The 16,247-nt window shown below is 59.4% G+C and carries 12 protein-coding genes; 6 read left to right on the top strand and 6 right to left on the bottom strand.

Annotation, left to right across the window (positions count from 1 at the left end; translation table 11 throughout):
- Positions 1 to 36: 36 nt before the first annotated feature.
- Positions 37 to 2,961 carry a TonB-dependent receptor gene (locus ACYU8T_RS08605; protein ID WP_461159122.1) on the bottom strand — a complete coding sequence of 975 codons (2,925 nt, stop codon included), beginning with the start codon at positions 2,959 to 2,961 and terminating at the stop codon, positions 37 to 39.
- 294 nt (positions 2,962 to 3,255) lie between these two features.
- Here ACYU8T_RS08605 and ACYU8T_RS08600 point away from each other — a divergent pair, with 294 nt between their 5' ends.
- Positions 3,256 to 3,843 (top strand): hypothetical protein, encoded by a 588-nt coding sequence (locus tag ACYU8T_RS08600; protein WP_461159121.1) that lies wholly within the window; start codon positions 3,256 to 3,258, stop codon positions 3,841 to 3,843.
- A 599-nt stretch (positions 3,844 to 4,442) separates the two neighbouring features.
- Here ACYU8T_RS08600 and ACYU8T_RS08595 read toward each other — a convergent pair.
- Positions 4,443 to 5,447 carry a helix-turn-helix transcriptional regulator gene (locus ACYU8T_RS08595; RefSeq protein WP_461159120.1) on the bottom strand — a complete coding sequence of 335 codons (1,005 nt, stop codon included), beginning with the start codon at positions 5,445 to 5,447 and terminating at the stop codon, positions 4,443 to 4,445.
- 209 nt (positions 5,448 to 5,656) lie between these two features.
- Here ACYU8T_RS08595 and ACYU8T_RS08590 point away from each other — a divergent pair, with 209 nt between their 5' ends.
- From ACYU8T_RS08590 to ACYU8T_RS08570, 5 genes are all read left to right on the top strand, one after another.
- Complete coding sequence (locus ACYU8T_RS08590) at positions 5,657 to 6,649, top strand: nuclear transport factor 2 family protein (protein WP_461159119.1); 993 nt, start codon at positions 5,657 to 5,659, stop codon at positions 6,647 to 6,649.
- A gap of 87 nt (positions 6,650 to 6,736) precedes the next feature.
- Positions 6,737 to 9,052 carry a TonB-dependent receptor gene (locus ACYU8T_RS08585; protein ID WP_461159118.1) on the top strand — a complete coding sequence of 772 codons (2,316 nt, stop codon included), beginning with the start codon at positions 6,737 to 6,739 and terminating at the stop codon, positions 9,050 to 9,052.
- Positions 9,053 to 9,122: 70 nt separating this feature from the next.
- A complete protein-coding gene (locus ACYU8T_RS08580) occupies positions 9,123 to 9,455 on the top strand; it encodes a DMT family transporter (protein WP_461159117.1) in 333 nt (110 codons plus the stop codon).
- A gap of 181 nt (positions 9,456 to 9,636) precedes the next feature.
- A protein-coding gene (locus ACYU8T_RS08575) for an IS3 family transposase (RefSeq protein WP_461159116.1) occupies positions 9,637 to 11,000 on the top strand; the annotation gives its coding sequence in 2 pieces (ribosomal slippage) (positions 9,637 to 9,984 and positions 9,987 to 11,000; 1,362 coding nt in all).
- Between the two features lie 421 nt (positions 11,001 to 11,421).
- Positions 11,422 to 11,943, top strand: a complete 522-nt coding sequence (locus tag ACYU8T_RS08570; RefSeq protein ID WP_461159115.1) for a tyrosine-type recombinase/integrase — start codon at positions 11,422 to 11,424, stop codon at positions 11,941 to 11,943.
- A 133-nt stretch (positions 11,944 to 12,076) separates the two neighbouring features.
- Here the strand turns inward: ACYU8T_RS08570 and ACYU8T_RS08565 are convergent, their stop codons facing one another.
- The 4 genes from ACYU8T_RS08565 to otnK all read right to left on the bottom strand — a co-directional run bounded on the left by ACYU8T_RS08565 (position 12,077) and on the right by otnK (position 16,194).
- On the bottom strand, positions 12,077 to 13,123 hold the full coding sequence (locus ACYU8T_RS08565) for an NHL repeat-containing protein (RefSeq protein WP_461159114.1): 1,047 nt from the start codon (positions 13,121 to 13,123) through the stop codon (positions 12,077 to 12,079).
- Positions 13,124 to 13,299: 176 nt separating this feature from the next.
- Positions 13,300 to 14,292: a D-erythronate dehydrogenase gene (gene denD, locus ACYU8T_RS08560; protein ID WP_461159113.1), complete on the bottom strand. Its 993-nt coding sequence runs from the start codon at positions 14,290 to 14,292 to the stop codon at positions 13,300 to 13,302.
- Positions 14,289 to 14,948: a 3-oxo-tetronate 4-phosphate decarboxylase gene (gene otnC / locus ACYU8T_RS08555; protein WP_247230477.1), complete on the bottom strand. Its 660-nt coding sequence runs from the start codon at positions 14,946 to 14,948 to the stop codon at positions 14,289 to 14,291. Before otnC ends, denD begins: the two co-directional genes overlap by 4 nt.
- Entirely contained in the window at positions 14,941 to 16,194 is a 1,254-nt protein-coding gene (gene otnK, locus ACYU8T_RS08550) for a 3-oxo-tetronate kinase (RefSeq protein WP_461159112.1), read from the bottom strand. Before otnK ends, otnC begins: the two co-directional genes overlap by 8 nt.
- Positions 16,195 to 16,247 lie beyond the last annotated feature (53 nt).

Raw genomic sequence — 16,247 nt, 5'->3', positions numbered from 1 at the left:
GCTCAACGAAGTGGTTCGCTTTGGCGGCTATCGCTTTCAGAATTTATACGCCAATCCGAAGTAGAAGTCCGGGCCGTAGCTTTGATAGTCGGTGACCTGCCGCTCGTCATCATTCTGGTAGGTGACGAATGGCCGGTTGGTGAGGTTCTTGCCCTGCAACAGGATCGACAAACCCATGAGCGGCCCCGATCGGAACTCATAGCCCAGTTGTGCATCCAGGATGCTTTCCTGCCTGATGGTGCGGAAGGTGGGGGCCGCTGACAAACCCGCCATCTCTCCCAGGAAAGGGGAGCGGTACCGATAGCTCGCGCGCGCTTGAAAGCCGTTCTTCTCGTAGTAAGCTGTTCCGCTCATCACCCATTTTGAAAGTCCAGGGAGGCTTATGTTGACGCCAGGGTTGCTGCGATATTCAATTCTGCTGTCGGCATAGGTGCTGCTGAAGATGATGCCGAAGCCGTCGAGCGCTGGCGTGAAAAGCATGAACGGCAGTGCCGCCGTAGCTTCCACGCCCATGATCCTGCCCTTGCCGCTATTGGCGGGGGCTGTGACCAGTCCGACGCTGCTTCCTTGCTGGCGCACAATGGCCTGAGCCGCTGCTGGAAGCGCCGACATCGCCGCCATAAAATCAAAGGCTATGTTGTTGTTGGGATCGACAAAGTCTGTGAGCTTTTTGAAATGAGGCGCGACAGAAAGGTAGCCGCCACCCGGAAAGTATCTCTCGATAGACACATCAAGATTCATTGCTCGGTAGGGCCTAAGCACGATATTACCGCCCCTTGAGCTGAACGGACTAAATTGAGGATCGGATCCCGAACCCACTTTAGAGAGATCCACGCTGAATTCCTGATTGATCCTTTCCTGATCCAGCCGGGGACGGGACATCGTCGCTGAGGCGCTCATTTTCACAAACAGGTCTGGGGCGACCTCGATGGTCATGCGCCAGCTGGGCAGGATGTCCGTGTAGCGCGCGCTGCCTGTGACTGGAATGACGGTCAGTTCGCGGACGCTGTCGTTCGCGGCGAAGCTGGATAGGGTGCCCGCCGACGCCTGCCGGCTATGAACAAGCTGCAACCCGATCGCGCTGGTGAAGGGAGCGCTGCTTATCTCTCCAGCCATGGTCAGCATGGCATAGCCTGTGAGGATATCCTCTTTCACGACATAGTCGCGCGCCAGCGACGACGGTCGGTTATCGAAGACGGGAGACAAGGCTTCATCGTAGAGAAAGAGTGGATTGAGGGTCAGAAGTTCACGCCCGCCGAGATAACGCAGCGAAACATTGGAGGGCAGGCTCGCGCTCTGCGGCACGGGCGCTGACAGCATGGCGCCATTTTCCACCCTGCAGCCGTCTCCGCTGCCCGCGGGACACAAAAAATAGGAGGTGAAGGCGCTCCTCTTGCGCCGCCTGCTATAATTTGCGCCGACTTCCCATCGCCGCAATAGGCCCGTTCCAACTTCGCCGGTCAGGTCAGCACGGAGCGATCTCATATCGTCGATGAATTTGGGCCGGTTGAGGAAACCCGCCTGCACCACCGCTGAGGTGCCATTATAGCCCCATCCATTCGGGTCCGTCAGGCTAACCACGCGCGTGTCGCTATAGTCGAGGGTCGGCGTAAGACGGAAGAAGCCGCCACCTTGGCGCTCGACGCGGAGTGCATCCGCCACGCCCGAACGCATATAGCCCGTGCCTGAATAGGTCTCGAGCAGGAAGTCGGTGCGCTTGGCCCGCGACCAGCTCGCATCCAGGCTCAGCATGAGCCGGTCGGTCAACTGGGCTTCATTATTCCACCCCAGCGAGAGCATATCGGCGTCTCGCTTGTTATAATCGTTGCGCTGTACCCCGTAGACATTGTTGAACGTCGCAGCTGTAACGAACCCGTCCTTCACCTGCGTATCGGCGACAGAGACATCGACGCCCCAGAATAAAGGGAATTCCAAACCGCGCAGTCGCTGCGTCTCTTCGAAGCGGGAGGCGAGAAGGTCGAACGTCGAATGGAAGTCTTCGCTCGGCCGCCACTCCACGGTCGCGACGGCGCCATAGCGCTTGAGCAGATTCGATTGCGCGTAAGGCTTCACACCGCCCATGATGAGGTTGCCGCCGGGGTCAGTTGGATAGCCCCAACTTTCGAAGCGCTCGTCCTGCGACGGCGTTTTAGAGGCCGCGAAACCCACGGAGAGCCCGATGCGGTCGTCGGAGAATTGATCGACATAGACCAGGGACGCGCGATATCCGGTGCGCTCTCCATCCGGGTTCAATTTCCTCTTGCCGTTCATCTGGCCGCGTACCGACAAGGCCACCAAGGGCCTATCTAGCTCCAGCGGACGGAGCATGCGAAGATCGACAGTTCCCGCCACGCCTGCGGCAATCAGGCCGGCGTCTGCGCTCTTGTAAATATCGACACGCTGGAAGAACTCAGAGGGATATTGGTCATATTCGACGCCGCGATTGTCACCCACGGTGACCTGCTCACGGCCGTTGAGCAACGTGGTGGAGAAGTCGGGACCAAAGCCGCGAATGGAAAGCCGCTGGTCACGTCCCTCGATCCGCTGGGCAGTTAGGCCAGGCAGTCGGGCCAACGAATCCGCAATGGAAACATCGGGCAGCTTGCCAATGTCCTCCGCCAACACAGAATCAAGGATAAGGCTGGCGTTTCGTTTGGCTTTGGCAGCGCTGTCCAGGGAAGCTCTGATTCCGGTGACAACGAGAGTGTTAGCAGCGTCTCCGTCATTCGGAGTGATGGCCGCCGCCGGTTGGACCGTTAGCGCCACAAGACCGATAGTCGCTGTCATGACAGCAAGCGGGCAGGCGTGGGCATCAGATTTCTTGTGATTCACGTCGCGATACACACTCGAGGCAGAATACGCCTTCTCTGCCGAGAGGGCGAAGTTGCGGTTGGAACGAAGGCCTTCGAACAGGGCGCGGCGGGCGGAGAAGGAGCTTTGCTCTGAAAGCGGCGCTCGCATATTCACGATCTGGCTGAAATAAATTACCGCACTAATCTTCTACAGCGATAATGCCGCTTCAGGTTCTGATCATTTCGCCGCCCCTACAGTTGAAATGCTGGAGCCGAGTAGCTGACGGTTCTAATGATGCAAATATGCCTATAATATTACAGTTGTAAAAGGTGGCAAAATCGCAACAGTTACCATCGGATCTTTATCGAGATTAATTTTATACGCCACATGTCGGCAGGTTCGCCAACGACACCGGGAAAAACCCGGGTAGCGAACATAATCTCTACCTTATCTAGGGGAGAAATGATCTCTAACGATGTTAACGCTGCGCTGGACCATCTCGTCGACCTGCATGACAGTCTTAACGATTGGCAGACGCCCGGTTGGGCGACGCGATCCCTCTGCGATTGGTTAGTTCACAAGCAGCATGAGCGGATCGATTTGTTCGTTTGCCGGGAGCCTGCCGCCAATCGAGGAACTATGGTGCGCTCGCTCGCAAAATATTTTGCGGCTGTCGAACCGTTCGACGTTCATGACTATGGTGTTGGCTTCCCGGTGCGAGACTATCTGCTCGGCCCGCTACCCGACCTGGTTGACTGGACGATCACGAACCCGCCGTCCGCGCTGGCGGAGCAGTTCATAGCACGCGCGCTGGCCACAAGCAGGCATGGCGTGGCGATGATCGTCGAGACCGCATTCCTCGGAGGAAAGGGGCGGCATGAGAGATTGTTCAGTGTCAGCCCGCCATCGCACATCCTCAAGATGACCGAGGCCGTCGATACACCAAAGGAGATGCTCTACAAGGACGACCCCACCGCTGGCGGCTATGCATGGCTGGTGTGGATGGGCGAAATGCCGACGCGGTTTGAATGGATCGCACCCTGCCCGTAAGCGGCTGCACAGAGCGTCGGAGTACGCAGCCCACAGTCATCCGTAAGTAGACGAGACAGCGCATATCTGGAAAAACGCCGCTGGGTCAGAAAGCCTGTCGCCCGCTGCTGCCAAGGCGTGGGGTGACCGAGGAAGGCGGTCGCTGACGGATGACGGGCGGCGAGCATGTTGTGATCGATACCGGGAAAATTCCGGATAGGGATGCCGTGTCTCCTCAGCTACGGACATGTGGCGACCCGAAGGAAACTCTAAAGCTTCCTTTCTTGGCCCGGCCCTCTCGGCCGGGCCATTTTTCACAAAAAGTGCGCAGCAGCTGGGCTACTACGCGCCAATCCCGGTCACTTACCAGTTTGGACGCCACACCCGAAAGCCGGCATTTGTGGGGGGGGTGATCGACCGCAAGGAACTGGGACTTTTCTGCCATCCCGCTGATCGTTTTAACGGCAGAGCTGGCTAAAGTCCTCCCCGCTTTGTTAGGCTCTGAATGGCCGCGCTGTGGGACAGACCGGAATAATAGTTTGAATGCCGTAGAACACCGTCCGCTAAAACGCGGCGCCTAGAAGCATGGGCACAGTGAGCAGCGGCCGCGATTTAGCAGCTCATGTTGTCCGAAATCCTTGTCGTTCCTTGTAATGGGACGGTGAGTGGTGAGTCCAGCGGCGAAAAGCCCGTCTAAAGGACCGCTCATCACTAAATCCTAACTGCTCAGATATGTCGGCCACATTTAAATCGGATGACGTGAGCAGAGCCTCAGCACGCTTGCGCAAGCATTCTTCTCGAACATTCTGAAAGAACGTCCCTTCTTTGCTCAGCCGACGCCTCAGCGCCTGCTCGCTCAAGCGAAGAATGCTTGCGGCCTCGCCGACACTAGGCAGAGGTTTGCCCCGGCCGAGCCGCTGTTCGAAAAGGATAGTAAGCGAAGCGCTTACACCTCGCTTGGGATCTAGGCCGAAGCATAGAAGGAACGGAAACATGCCGTTGAACTGGGCCAGATCGCCCTTGCCGCAGATTACAGGCGCGCGTAGCCAGTCCCGCTCGAACTCAATGCCGACGATATGGGGCGCGTAATCGTCACCTCCCGGTTGGGCGTCCCACCCGCCGTCCACAGGGATGTCTGAGTGCCACAAAGGGATATGGCGGCCAGCCAGCCAAGACAGCAAGCGATGGTAGATCATTAGAACAGAACCATCCACCAGCCTGCTTGCCCGCCCCTCCATTCCTCTGTGAGTATCGAACTGGAGCCGGGCGCGGTGTCCACGCACTTGGAGGTCCACGGAAGTACCGGTAACAATCGATCTATTGAACACGCCAATTCGGGCAATGGCCTCCTCCAAGGTCTCACTACCGATCACGGCGAACCCGAGCAGATCGGACATGTCTTGTGTGTGACGAAATTCGCTTGATCCGATCCGGGTGCGTTCCTCCAGAGCCCGAATAGCGGAGCGGTACAGCCGCATCACCTCATCCGGCAGAATAGCGTCCGTACGAGTGAAATTGGTGGGCAACTCGGCATCCGAGAGAACACTCCGCTGGCAATCGGGCCACTGACCAAGGACGTCAAGCAATGTCCACACACGGTCGTGCGAAATGATCGCGTTCGCCATGCCACTCCCCTCTATTGTTAGGCAGATGATGGATCGACCCGCGTAAATTGCAATATTTTTGATTGGATAGGTCCGGTCAGGTGATCAGTTCGGTCCCTCCGCCCAACCCAGTGCCCAGCTAACATGCCAAGCATAACGGTAAGGAGATTCGTGTGACCGGTAGATGGGATAGGCAGGAATTGACGGAGGCTTTTAACCGACTGGAGGCCGTGGCGGACGCCGCATTCCTTTCTGGCGATTTCGAGCCATGGCTTGGCTGCTTCACCGAGGATGTGGTCTACAGTGAGCGCGGCAACGGTATATCCGGATGGAACCGGGAGGCATCCGGCTTGGCAGAAGTGCGCAACTGGATCAATGATGTTCGCCGCCAGCACCTTCATGACCAGGTCATTTATCGACCCGTGCCGTGGCACATCATTGACGTAGACCGGGGATGGGTTGTCTGCGAATGGCGCAATCGCATGAGCGACCCAGGCGACGGCAGCGTGCATGAATGGCGCTGCTATGCTCGCCTTTTCTACGCAGACGACAGCAAATGGCGCTTTGTGGAGGAGATCTACAACAGCACCGCCCAGCGCATGGCGATGGCAGCATGGCAGGCTGCGCGCCGCCGCGCCGAGGCGGCGGGAATAGACCAGCCCCCTCCGTCGTTGACCTTCGGCAAGGCCATTGCCGATCCCGACGAGCCCGCCGACCAGGCTTGGCCCCGAGAGGAGATTGTGGCGGCGGTTGAACATTTCGATGCCGTCTGTGCAAGGGCCTTTTTAGGACATGATCATGAGGAGTGGGTGGACTGCTTCACGGATGATGTCATCTACAAGGAACTGGCGATGCAGATGGACGGCACGTGGCTGCCGACCATGCGGGGGAAGGAAGCCGCGCGGCAATGGATCAACACCGTCTTTAACCGCTTTCCGATCGACAGCCAAACTCAATTCCCGATCGGCTGGTACGTGATTGACGAGGACCTCGGCTGGGTCGTGCTGGAATGGCGCAACCAGATGGAGGATCCAGGAAATGGCGAGCATTTCGAGGAACGCAGCTACACCAGACTGAAGTACGGCGGGAAGGGTCAGTTCTCGATGGAAGAGGACATTTATGACCCCAACCGCATGCGAGAAATGATCGTTCGCTGGCTGGAATCCCGTCGCCGCGCGCTTCAGCGCCCCCAAACCGAGCAGCTGTTGACACTCGAGGCGTGACAATATCGCGGCGCACGACCAGTGCGCCGCCTACGCTGATCAACGAAAAGGTGGCGCCGCAAAAGCGCAAACGACAGGAGAGGAATTATGGACAGAGGCAGTTTTCCCGCTTTCCTCGCATTGGGGCTTGGCATGGCGGGACCGGCGGCGGCACAGACCGCAGCGTCTCCAGAGTCTCGAAACGCGGGTCCGCTAGAGGAGATTGTAGTAACTGCGCGGCGCCAAAGTGAGGCCTTACAAAATACCCCAGTGGCGGTGACCGCACTGTCGTCGCGGCTGCTCGAGCAGCTGAACGTGCAACAGGTCACGACAGTCGCAAAGCTCACACCCAACCTCCAGATCCTGCCACAATCGACGGGGGCAACGGCTGCTACCGTGTCCATCCGCGGCATAGGTCAACAGGAGCCGGCCGTCACCGCGGAAGCGGGCGTCGGCATCTATTTGGATGGAGTCTATATCGCTCGGACAGCGGGTTCCGTTTTTGACCTGGTGGACCTCGAACGAATTGAGGTCCTTCGCGGTCCACAAGGGACCCTGTTCGGACGCAATACCACGGGTGGCGCCATCCAGCTCATCAGCCGCAAACCGGATCAGAAATTGGGAGCAGAGGTGAAGGCGGGCATCGGCAGCTTCAGCGAATGGTATTCGCGCGCCAGGTTCGACACAGGCGAGATTGGCGCCAGCACAGTCCGAGCGAGCGTCGCCTATCTCCATCGTCAACGGCACGGCTATGTCGACAACACCCTCGCGCCTTCGTCGCAAGACCCCGGCGCACTGAACAGCGAGGCTGTCTGGGCGTCGGTGATTGCAGAACCGTCGGAAAAGCTGTCGCTTCGCTATACCTTCGACTTTAATCACCGCTTCGGCGTCTCGGACTATTTTCAAATCGTCGCCGCAACTCCAGCGACTGCGGCCTATTTTGGCGCTTCTCCCAGCTTCGGCGGCAGTGCCTTCGTGATCTCTGCAGACAGGCGGTCGTCCGGGGAACAGGCGCCAGCCAGCAATGGAGAGTTCGGAGCCGTAGCCAGGTCTTCCGGCCACGCGCTTACCATCGAATGGGGAGCGTCACCGGCTTTGACGATCAAGTCCATCTCGGCCTACCGACGGTTTCGCCAGGAGTCGGCGCAGACGTTGAGCGGAAGTGGCTACCTGCTGGGTCAGGTTGTAGATTCCTCGTCGCCCACCGGCATTTCCCTAGGCAGCGTTACGCCTTTCAACGGCTACAATCGTATTCGACAGCGGCAATGGTCGCAGGAGTTACAGCTGCTCGGATCGTCGGGGAGCTTCAACTATCTGGCCGGCGCCTTCTACTTCAAGGAGAAGGGGTCGGAGGCCCTCCAGCAAGAACTTACGCTTATCCTACCAGGCGGCGTCGGCCTCAACCTGCCGCCTTTCCAAGGGTTCAATGGGAGTTCGACCTCCTATGCTCTCTTCGGGCAACTAAGTTTCCGTCCGGACGGCCGGGATGGGAAGCTAGAGCTTACGGGAGGGCTGCGACATACTTGGGACAAGAAGACCATTACGCTGAACAGCACTTTATTCGGTGCACCCACCGCGACGGGTAGCGGGGAACGGGATTTCCGAAATCTGTCGTGGTCCGCGACTGCCAATTACCAGTTCACCCCGGACGTGATGGCCTATGCAAGAGTGTCTAGCGGATATAAGTCGGGCGGCTTTTCACCGCGCGCGAGCGTCATAGCCCCTTTCAATCCCGAAAAAGCGATCGCCTATGAGGTCGGGTTGAAGTCCGAATTGCTGAACCGGCGGGTCCGGCTCAACCTTGCAGCCTTTCGCACCGATTATAACGACCTTCAGATTCAGCAGTTCAGTGCCGGGTCCGGTGGTGCTAGCAGCCTGATCGTCAATGCCGGAAAAGTGACGTTCCAGGGATTAGAGGGAGAAGTCACCGCAGTGCCGGTCCGTGGTCTGACGCTGACAGGCAGCTTCGGCTACACGGATCCCAAGTATAAACAATTCATCTATCGCGATCCGGTTACCGATGCGCTGATCGATGTGGCCGACGAAGCGCGGATGCCGCAGGCGGCGAAGCTGAACTGGAATATTGGCGCGGAATATACGTTTGACGAACTCTCGCTGGGCAAGCTCTCCCTGCGTGCTGACTATTCCTGGCGCGGTCGCATTTATTTCTTCGCTTTAGACCGGCAGGCGCCGTTCAACCGGGAGATAAGCTCACCTCATGCTAAGGATCTTAGCGCACGCGCGACATTATCGGACATTCCGCTAGGCAGTGGGCCGAAGCGTTTGGACGTCTCCTTATGGGGCGCTAATTTGACCAATGCGAATAACCGCGGCTTCGGCGTCGACTTCGGATCGCTCGGCTTTGCAGGCGTGACATACCTGCCGCCCCGTAGCGTCGGTATAGATGCAAAGATTGCCTTTTAGGGATCACCGCAGGCGGGCAGGCAAATCTTTCTCGCCCCCAGCCGAATTAAGATAGATGATGTGACGCGACATGAATCAATATGTCTATCTGTTCACAGCTATCGCGGCAGAGGTGATTGCAACATCATCACTCAAATCTTCCGCAGTCTTCACGAAGCTGATACCGTCGCTAGTCAGCATATCCGGCTATGTTGTCGCGTTCTACTTTCTCTCACTCGCGCTACGCACGATGCCAACGGCAATCGCCTACGCCATTTGGTCGGGTATTGGAGTGGGAGGGATCGCGATTGTTGCGTGGCTCTTTCAGGGGCAAAAACTCGACGCGCCTGCGATGATCGGCATCCTGTTCATCGTACTGGGAGTGATAATCATATATGGGCTATCCGACACAGTCGCTCAATAAGATCCCCGTCGCAGAGTTGCGCGGAACGTGCGCTTCGCTTGTTCGCATCCGCTACGAACGTAACTCGTCGAGTCTAGGAATCTATAATTTTGAGTCTGTCCGCCGTCAGCACCAATGGCACAGATTTGAGGTTGTGAATTAAGGAGGGTTGGGGCTTCGTCGTAGTGACGAAGGAACGAAGATGAAGACCCAACCCTCCTTGAAAAAATTGCCGGCGAAGGCCCCTGCTGAGCAGGTGGTGAAGGACATCCGGCGGCAGACGCGTCGGCATTTTTCGGCCGAGGACAAGATCCGCATCGTGCTGGATGGCCTGCGCGGCGAAGACAGCATTGCCGAGCTGTGCCGCAAGGAAGGCATCGCCCAGAGCCTGTATTACACCTGGTCGAAGGAGTTCATGGAAGCCGGCAAGCGCCGCTTGGCCGGTGATACCGCGCGTGCCGCGACCACCGGCGAAGTGCAGGATCTGCGGCGTGAGGCCCGTGCCTTGAAGGAATGCGTTGCCGACCTGACGCTCGAAAACCGTCTGCTGAAAAAAAGCATGCTTGCGGATGGGGGCGACGACGAATGAGGTATCCCGCATCCGAAAAGCTCGAGATCATCCGGATCGTCGAGCAGTCACATCTGCCCGCCAAACGCACGCTGGACCAGCTCGGCATCCCCCGCCGGACGTTCTACCGCTGGTATGACCGCTATTTCGAGGGCGGGCCTGAGGCGCTGGAGGATCGACCATCGGCGCCGAGCCGGGTGTGGAACCGCATCGGCGACGATATCCAGGATCAGATCGTCGAGATGGCGCTGGATTACAGCGAGCTGTCACCGCGCGAGCTGGCGGTACGCTTCACCGACGAGAAGCGCTACTTCGTCTCGGAAGCCACGGTTTATCGACTGTTGAAGGCCCATGATCTGATCACCAGCCCGGCCTATGTCGTAATCAAGGCCGCCGATCAGTTCCACACCAAAACCACGCGGGTGAACGAGATGTGGCAGACCGATTTTACCTACTTCAAGATCATCGGATGGGGCTGGATGTACCTGTCGACCGTGCTCGACGACTTCTCGCGCTACATCATCGCCTGGAAGCTGTGCACCAACATGCGGGCCGAGGACGTGACCGACACGCTGGACCTCGCCCTCAAGGCCTCGGGCTGCGACAGCGCCACGGTGCTGCACAAGCCCAGGCTGCTCAGCGACAATGGCCCCAGCTACATCGCGGGCGAACTGGCGGAATACATCGAGGCCCGAAAGATGAGCCATGTCCGCGGCGCCCCGTGCCACCCGCAGACCCAGGGCAAGATCGAACGCTGGCACCAGACCCTGAAAAACCGCATCCTGCTGGAGAACTACTTCCTGCCCGGCGACCTCGAGGCCCAGATCGAGGCCTTCGTCGATCACTACAACCACCAGCGTTACCACGAGAGCTTGAACAACGTGACGCCCGCCGACGCCTACTTCGGCAGGGCGCCAGCCATCATCAAACAGCGCGAAAGGATCAAGCGACAGACCATCGAATATCGCCGCTTGCAACACCGCAAGCTCGCCGCTTAACATCAACCCCCAGACGAGGCCCGCACTCCGCTAATCTACGCCGCGAGTTGTGCCGAATGTGCTGACGACGGACAGTAATCGCACCATTACTCCCTCCGCCAGTATCCACTTCAGGTTGAAAAAAACGGCGGAAATCGGCTAAAAATTCACTCTTTCTGGTCAGGTGCGTTTGTCGCCGTCCACGCCTGTCAGCTCCCTATTGGGAGTATCGCGATCTTCGTGGCGCGCTGACCATGTCCTAGGTCAAGCATCACGCGGCCATTCTCTATCCCGAACGAGCGAGCGAGATGCTGCGCGCCATAGATGGATATGAGAGGCAGCCGCTGACGCGCTGGGCCCTGCAGTTGTCGGCGCATCTTTTCTTTCGCCCGGGTGAGCTCCGAAAAGCGGAATGGGCAGAGATCGAAGCGGTGAAGTCCGTATGGCGCATCCGCCCGCAAAGATGAAGGGGCGGGCTGAGCACCAGGTGCCCCTGTCGCGGCAGGCTATGGCGATCCTGACGGAGATCAAAAATCTGGCTGGGAGGGGAATGTTCCTTTTCCCTTCAATCAGAAGCGCGGCAAATCCAATGTCAGAGAATACCGTGAATGCTGGCCCACGGCGCCTGGGTCACTCGGGCGACGAGATGACAGCGCACGGATTCTGTTCCATGACGTCCACTCTCCTGAAAGAGTGCGAGAAGTGGCATCCAGACGCGATCGAGCGGGCACTGGCGCACAAGGATCGTGATTCCGTTCGGGCTGCTTATGCTCGAAGGGCCTTTTGGAATGAACGTGTCGAAATGGCCCAATCGGGGAGTGATTATCTCGATCGGCTGAAGGACGAGCGGAACATACTGCGCGCGGCGTTGGTCCGTGCGGGGCATGGGAACATGTGCCGCTTGGCTAAATGGGAGGATGGATCGCTCGAAGCTCGAAACCGACCCTTCTTTGCCTTACAGTGACAAAATATCGAAACCCAGATCCGGAAGGGCAGCTATTCATTATCGCTCATCACCCCTGGCTTGAGTAAAACTTAGGCGATAAGGTAGACGACAATATCTGCCATTCTGCGTTGCTGAGCCCCGCTCAGTAAGATTAAGGCCTCGACAATGGCTGACTGCGCTCGTTGCTTTTCTCCCGATATGGCCTATCTGACGGGATAAGGCGCTGCACGCGGCGCCCCTGCACTTCGGCCACATAAATGACGCCCTTGCTGTCGGTGTCAATCAGGTGGGGGCCGCGAAACTCGCCCGCTGCCTCTCCGCGATGCCCGGTAGTGCCGATCACGGACATGTTCCTGCGGTCCACCACAACAATCATGTGATTGCCCCAATCGGCGACGAACATGTACTTCTGCTGGGGATCGCGTGAAAAGGTGATGCCCGAGGCTGTCATGGGCGAAGGCGCATCCCGATTTATGAAGACTTGCCGCAGGTAGCGTCCGTGGGCCGAGAAGGCCTGGATGCGCTGGTGCATGCGGTCCGATACATAAATGGTTCCGTCGCGCGCTTTTTCTACCCCGTGCACACCGTAAAAATATTCCGGCTCGAGCCCAGCCGCATGGAAATCTGCCGGGGGTGGCGCAGGGCGCGGATCGGGCGGGGCTTTCCCATAAGCGCCCCACATGCGCCGGAACGCGCCGTCGTCCCTGCCGAACACGACCAGCCGTTGATTGCCGTATCCGTCCGCAACATAGGCGGCCTGTTCGCGGTCATCGATGAAGATGTCAGCCGCTGCGTGCACATTCCGCCGGTCCTCATTGCCGGTGCTTTTTCCGCGCTGCCCGATCTGCCGGACGAAACGCCCCTGCGCGTCAAAGACGAGAAGCATGTCGTCGCCCTCCGCCTCCACCCGACTGCCGCTGATCCAGATATCGCCATTGGCCGCTATCGCCAGACTATGCTCTTTGCCCGGCCACTCATAGCCTGGGCCCGGCCCTCCAAAGCCACGAACATATCTGCCGTCCCTGTCGAATTCCATGATCGGCGGCGCGACGTTCGCTGGAGTGCGGCCGGTAACTGTTTGGGGACGGTGCAGGACCCACAGGTGATCCTTCTTGTCCACAGCGACCGCCACCATCTCTCCGGTTGCGAGGTTCACGGGCATTTTGAGCCACTGCGTATCGAACCGGAATGATGGCATGGGCAACTGAGCCGTTTCGCCTCTCATCGGAAGAGACGCGCACGTGGCTGTGGCAAGGGTCAGCAAGAGAGCAAGATGGCGGATCATGCGTATCTCTCCAATGATTGGTATCGATGTGGCTGCGATCTACGCGGTCGAGGCCTGCTGCCAAATGCTGGAGCCATGGCCGCCGTCTTTCAGTCCGATCCCGCAAGCTCCCGCCGCAATATTCGTTGCGATGGGAGATCGTCTGACACAAATGCGTCGATGATCTGCGCGATCGTTGTGTCACCCTCGAACCCCAGCGCCCGGGCCGTCGCGTCATCCCAGGCCGCTGGCCAACTCGCGACAATCTTCTCGATCGCGGCATCCGGTACGTCGCTCACCATCTGCCGTGCCGTCTGGCCTCCGATAATCTCCAACGCGTCTAGTATCTCACCCACGGTGACGGACAATCCGGGCAAGTTTACAATCCGCCGCGCGCCCAAACTGGAGGTGTCCAAGGCACCGGCGTGCACCAGCGCGGCGATCGCTCTCCGCGGCGACAGCAGCCATAGAGCGGTATCGTGCGGCACTGGGCAGATCGCCGCCTGTCCGGACATCGGTTCGCGAATGATGCTGCTGGCGAAAGAAGATGCAGCCCTGTTGGGCAGGCCGGGACGAACGCTGATCGTGGGCAGGCGCAGGGTCAGCCCTTCGATAAAGCCGCGCCGGCTGTATTCGGCTACCAGCAGTTCCACGACCGCTTTCTCCATCCCGTAGGATGAGCGCGGATCGACCGCGCTCTCGTCATCGATGGGCGCGCTGGGATCGGATGGCCCGAAGACCGCGACCGAGCTGGTGAAGATCACCCGCGGACACCGGCCGACTGCGCGGCATTCATCCAGCAACAGCCGCGCAGCGTCGATGTTGACACGCATGCCAAGGTCGAAATTGGCCTCGGCTTCGCTGCTGACCACGGCGGCGAGATGGTAGATGACGTCAGCCTCAGCTACGAGGCGCGCGACGAAGGTACGGTCGCACGCGTCTCCGACAGCATAATGGACCCTCGCGTCACCAAAATCCGGGCCCGCCACGCGGTCAGCCAGTAGAAGATGTGAGCGGTCCTTTGTGAAGCCGTCCTGCGCCAGCAGCGCGTGGGCCAGCTTCTGACCCAGGAAACCGGAGCCGCCGGTGATGACGATGTTCATTGCGCACCGCCTGGCGCGCCGAACACGCGATGAAGTTCTTCGATCTGCGTGGCATTCAACGGCCGGGTTGGCGTACCGCGCAGCAACAGGAACAGCTTGGCCGTCTCCTCCAGCTCCTCGATCGCGTTAGCCGCTTCGGCCAGCGATTTGCCCGCGACGATGGGACCATGATTGGCCAGCAATATGGCAGCGTTGGCCGATGCCATGCTGCCGATCTGGTCCGCAAGCGCTGGGTCCCCGGGGCGATGATAGGGGATCAGCGGCAATCGACCGACCTTCATCACGTGATAGGCGGTCAGCGGTGGCAGGCAATCGGACGGATCGAGGCCGTCCATACACGACACGGCTGCCGAATGTGTGGCGTGAAGATGGACTATCGCATGAGCGCCCGGTCGAGCGTCGTAGACCGCCCGATGCAGAAATTCCTCCTTTGACGGCGGATCGCCCGCTATCCTGCCGCCATCTGGTGCGAGCACTGAAAGACGCTCGACGTCCAGGTCACCCAGACGCGAATTGGTAGGCGTCATGATAATGCGTCCGTCCGCCAGCCTGGCGCTGATGTTGCCGCTGCTGCCCGGCGCCAGGCCGAGGTCGCACAGGCGGTGTCCCAGGCGCACGATATCCGTACGGATGGCAAGCGCAGGATCATCAGTCATCTAAGTGCTCCCAGGCCTTCAGGAAGAAGTCGTCGCTGCCGAAATTTCCTGATTTCAGCGTCAGCAGCAGTGGCGGACCCTCGTCCCGCGCTGCAATGGTCCACGGCACGCCGGGATCGATTTCTGGTCCGATGTCAATCCGGCCGAGCCCCAGCCGACTGACCACAGCCCCCGATGTTTCGCCGCCCGCGACGATCAGCGCGCCACCGCCATCCTCAAACAGATAGGCGGCCATCTCCGCGAGGATAGCTTCGAATGCGGCGCTGGCTCCATCGGGCCACGCGCGGCGCTGCGCTTCCACCATGTCGGGCGTTGCGGTCGAATAGATCAGCAGCGGCCGATCGAGCGCCTGCTTGTCGATCCAGTCCTTCGCACGGGCGACGACTTGTTGCGGTGTCTCTCCTGCACGCAGCGACAGCCGAAGGGATGGATATCGCTCGGCAGCCAGTTCGACCTGGCGTCGCGTGGCAGCGGAGCAACTGCCGGCAAGGATTGCGCACCGGGACGCGCCAGCTTCGGGCAACGGCGCCGATGCGCGGCAAGCGTCAGGCGGCGCCAGCGCGCGGGCGATGCCCGAAGCAAGGCCGGAAGCGCCCGAGGCCAGCGGCACGCCTGCGCAATATTGTCCAAGCAGCGCGAGGTCCTCGTCGCAGATGGCATCCGCGATGACGGCAATCATGCCCGCGCCACGGTGTTCCGCCATCGCCGGGGCGGCCGCTCGTGCGGCAAGGATTTCACGCGGCAGAAGGCCGACTGTACCGCGCGTCTGGCGTTGCAAAACCCGAACCAGATCGGCATCCAGCATCGGATTGAGCGGATGATCGCGCATGGTCGATTCATTCAGCAGCCGATCGCCGACAAACAGATGTCCCTGATAAACGGTCCGGCCTGTCGCTGGGAAGGCCGGGCAGGCGATCACTGCTTCAACACCCAGGTCCGCCGCCATGGCTTCCAGCACGGGCCCAATATTGCCAGCATCGGTCGAATCGAAGGTCGAACAATATTTGAAGTAGAAGCGCTCACACCCAGCCTGCTTCAGCCAGCGCAGGGCTGCAAGCGATTGTTCGGCCGCCGCATCCGGCGCAATCGAGCGCGACTTGAGCGCAATCACGACGGCGTCAACCTCTGCAAGGTCAAGATCAGCGGGTATTCCGAACAGCAGCGACGTCCTCAATCCCCGGCTCGCCAGTTCGTTGGCCAAGTCGGTTGCCCCGGTAAAGTCGTCGGCGATACATCCCAGTCGCATGGCGGCTCCTTCAGCGGCCGCATTGACACATACAAACTTGTCTGACAACCAGA

It is taken from the genome of Sphingobium sp. TomMM35A, from assembly GCF_054771735.1.
Note: the sequence above shows the minus strand (reverse complement) of the source record. Positions and strands in the feature narration are given on the sequence as shown.

What these genes read in the sequence shown, in the direction of transcription:
- ACYU8T_RS08605 (WP_461159122.1), bottom strand. Translation starts at nt 2,961, where the DNA reads ATGCGAGCGCCGCTTTCAGAGCAAAGCTCCTTCTCCGCCCGCCGCGCC.
- ACYU8T_RS08570 (WP_461159115.1), top strand. Translation starts at nt 11,422, where the DNA reads ATGGCGCATCCGCCCGCAAAGATGAAGGGGCGGGCTGAGCACCAGGTG.
- ACYU8T_RS08565 (WP_461159114.1), bottom strand. Translation starts at nt 13,123, where the DNA reads ATGCCATCATTCCGGTTCGATACGCAGTGGCTCAAAATGCCCGTGAAC.
- denD (WP_461159113.1), bottom strand. Translation starts at nt 14,292, where the DNA reads ATGAACATCGTCATCACCGGCGGCTCCGGTTTCCTGGGTCAGAAGCTG.
- ACYU8T_RS08580 (WP_461159117.1), top strand. Translation starts at nt 9,123, where the DNA reads ATGAATCAATATGTCTATCTGTTCACAGCTATCGCGGCAGAGGTGATT.
- otnK (WP_461159112.1), bottom strand. Translation starts at nt 16,194, where the DNA reads ATGCGACTGGGATGTATCGCCGACGACTTTACCGGGGCAACCGACTTG.
- ACYU8T_RS08600 (WP_461159121.1), top strand. Translation starts at nt 3,256, where the DNA reads ATGATCTCTAACGATGTTAACGCTGCGCTGGACCATCTCGTCGACCTG.
- ACYU8T_RS08595 (WP_461159120.1), bottom strand. Translation starts at nt 5,447, where the DNA reads ATGGCGAACGCGATCATTTCGCACGACCGTGTGTGGACATTGCTTGAC.
- otnC (WP_247230477.1), bottom strand. Translation starts at nt 14,948, where the DNA reads ATGACTGATGATCCTGCGCTTGCCATCCGTACGGATATCGTGCGCCTG.
- ACYU8T_RS08585 (WP_461159118.1), top strand. Translation starts at nt 6,737, where the DNA reads ATGGACAGAGGCAGTTTTCCCGCTTTCCTCGCATTGGGGCTTGGCATG.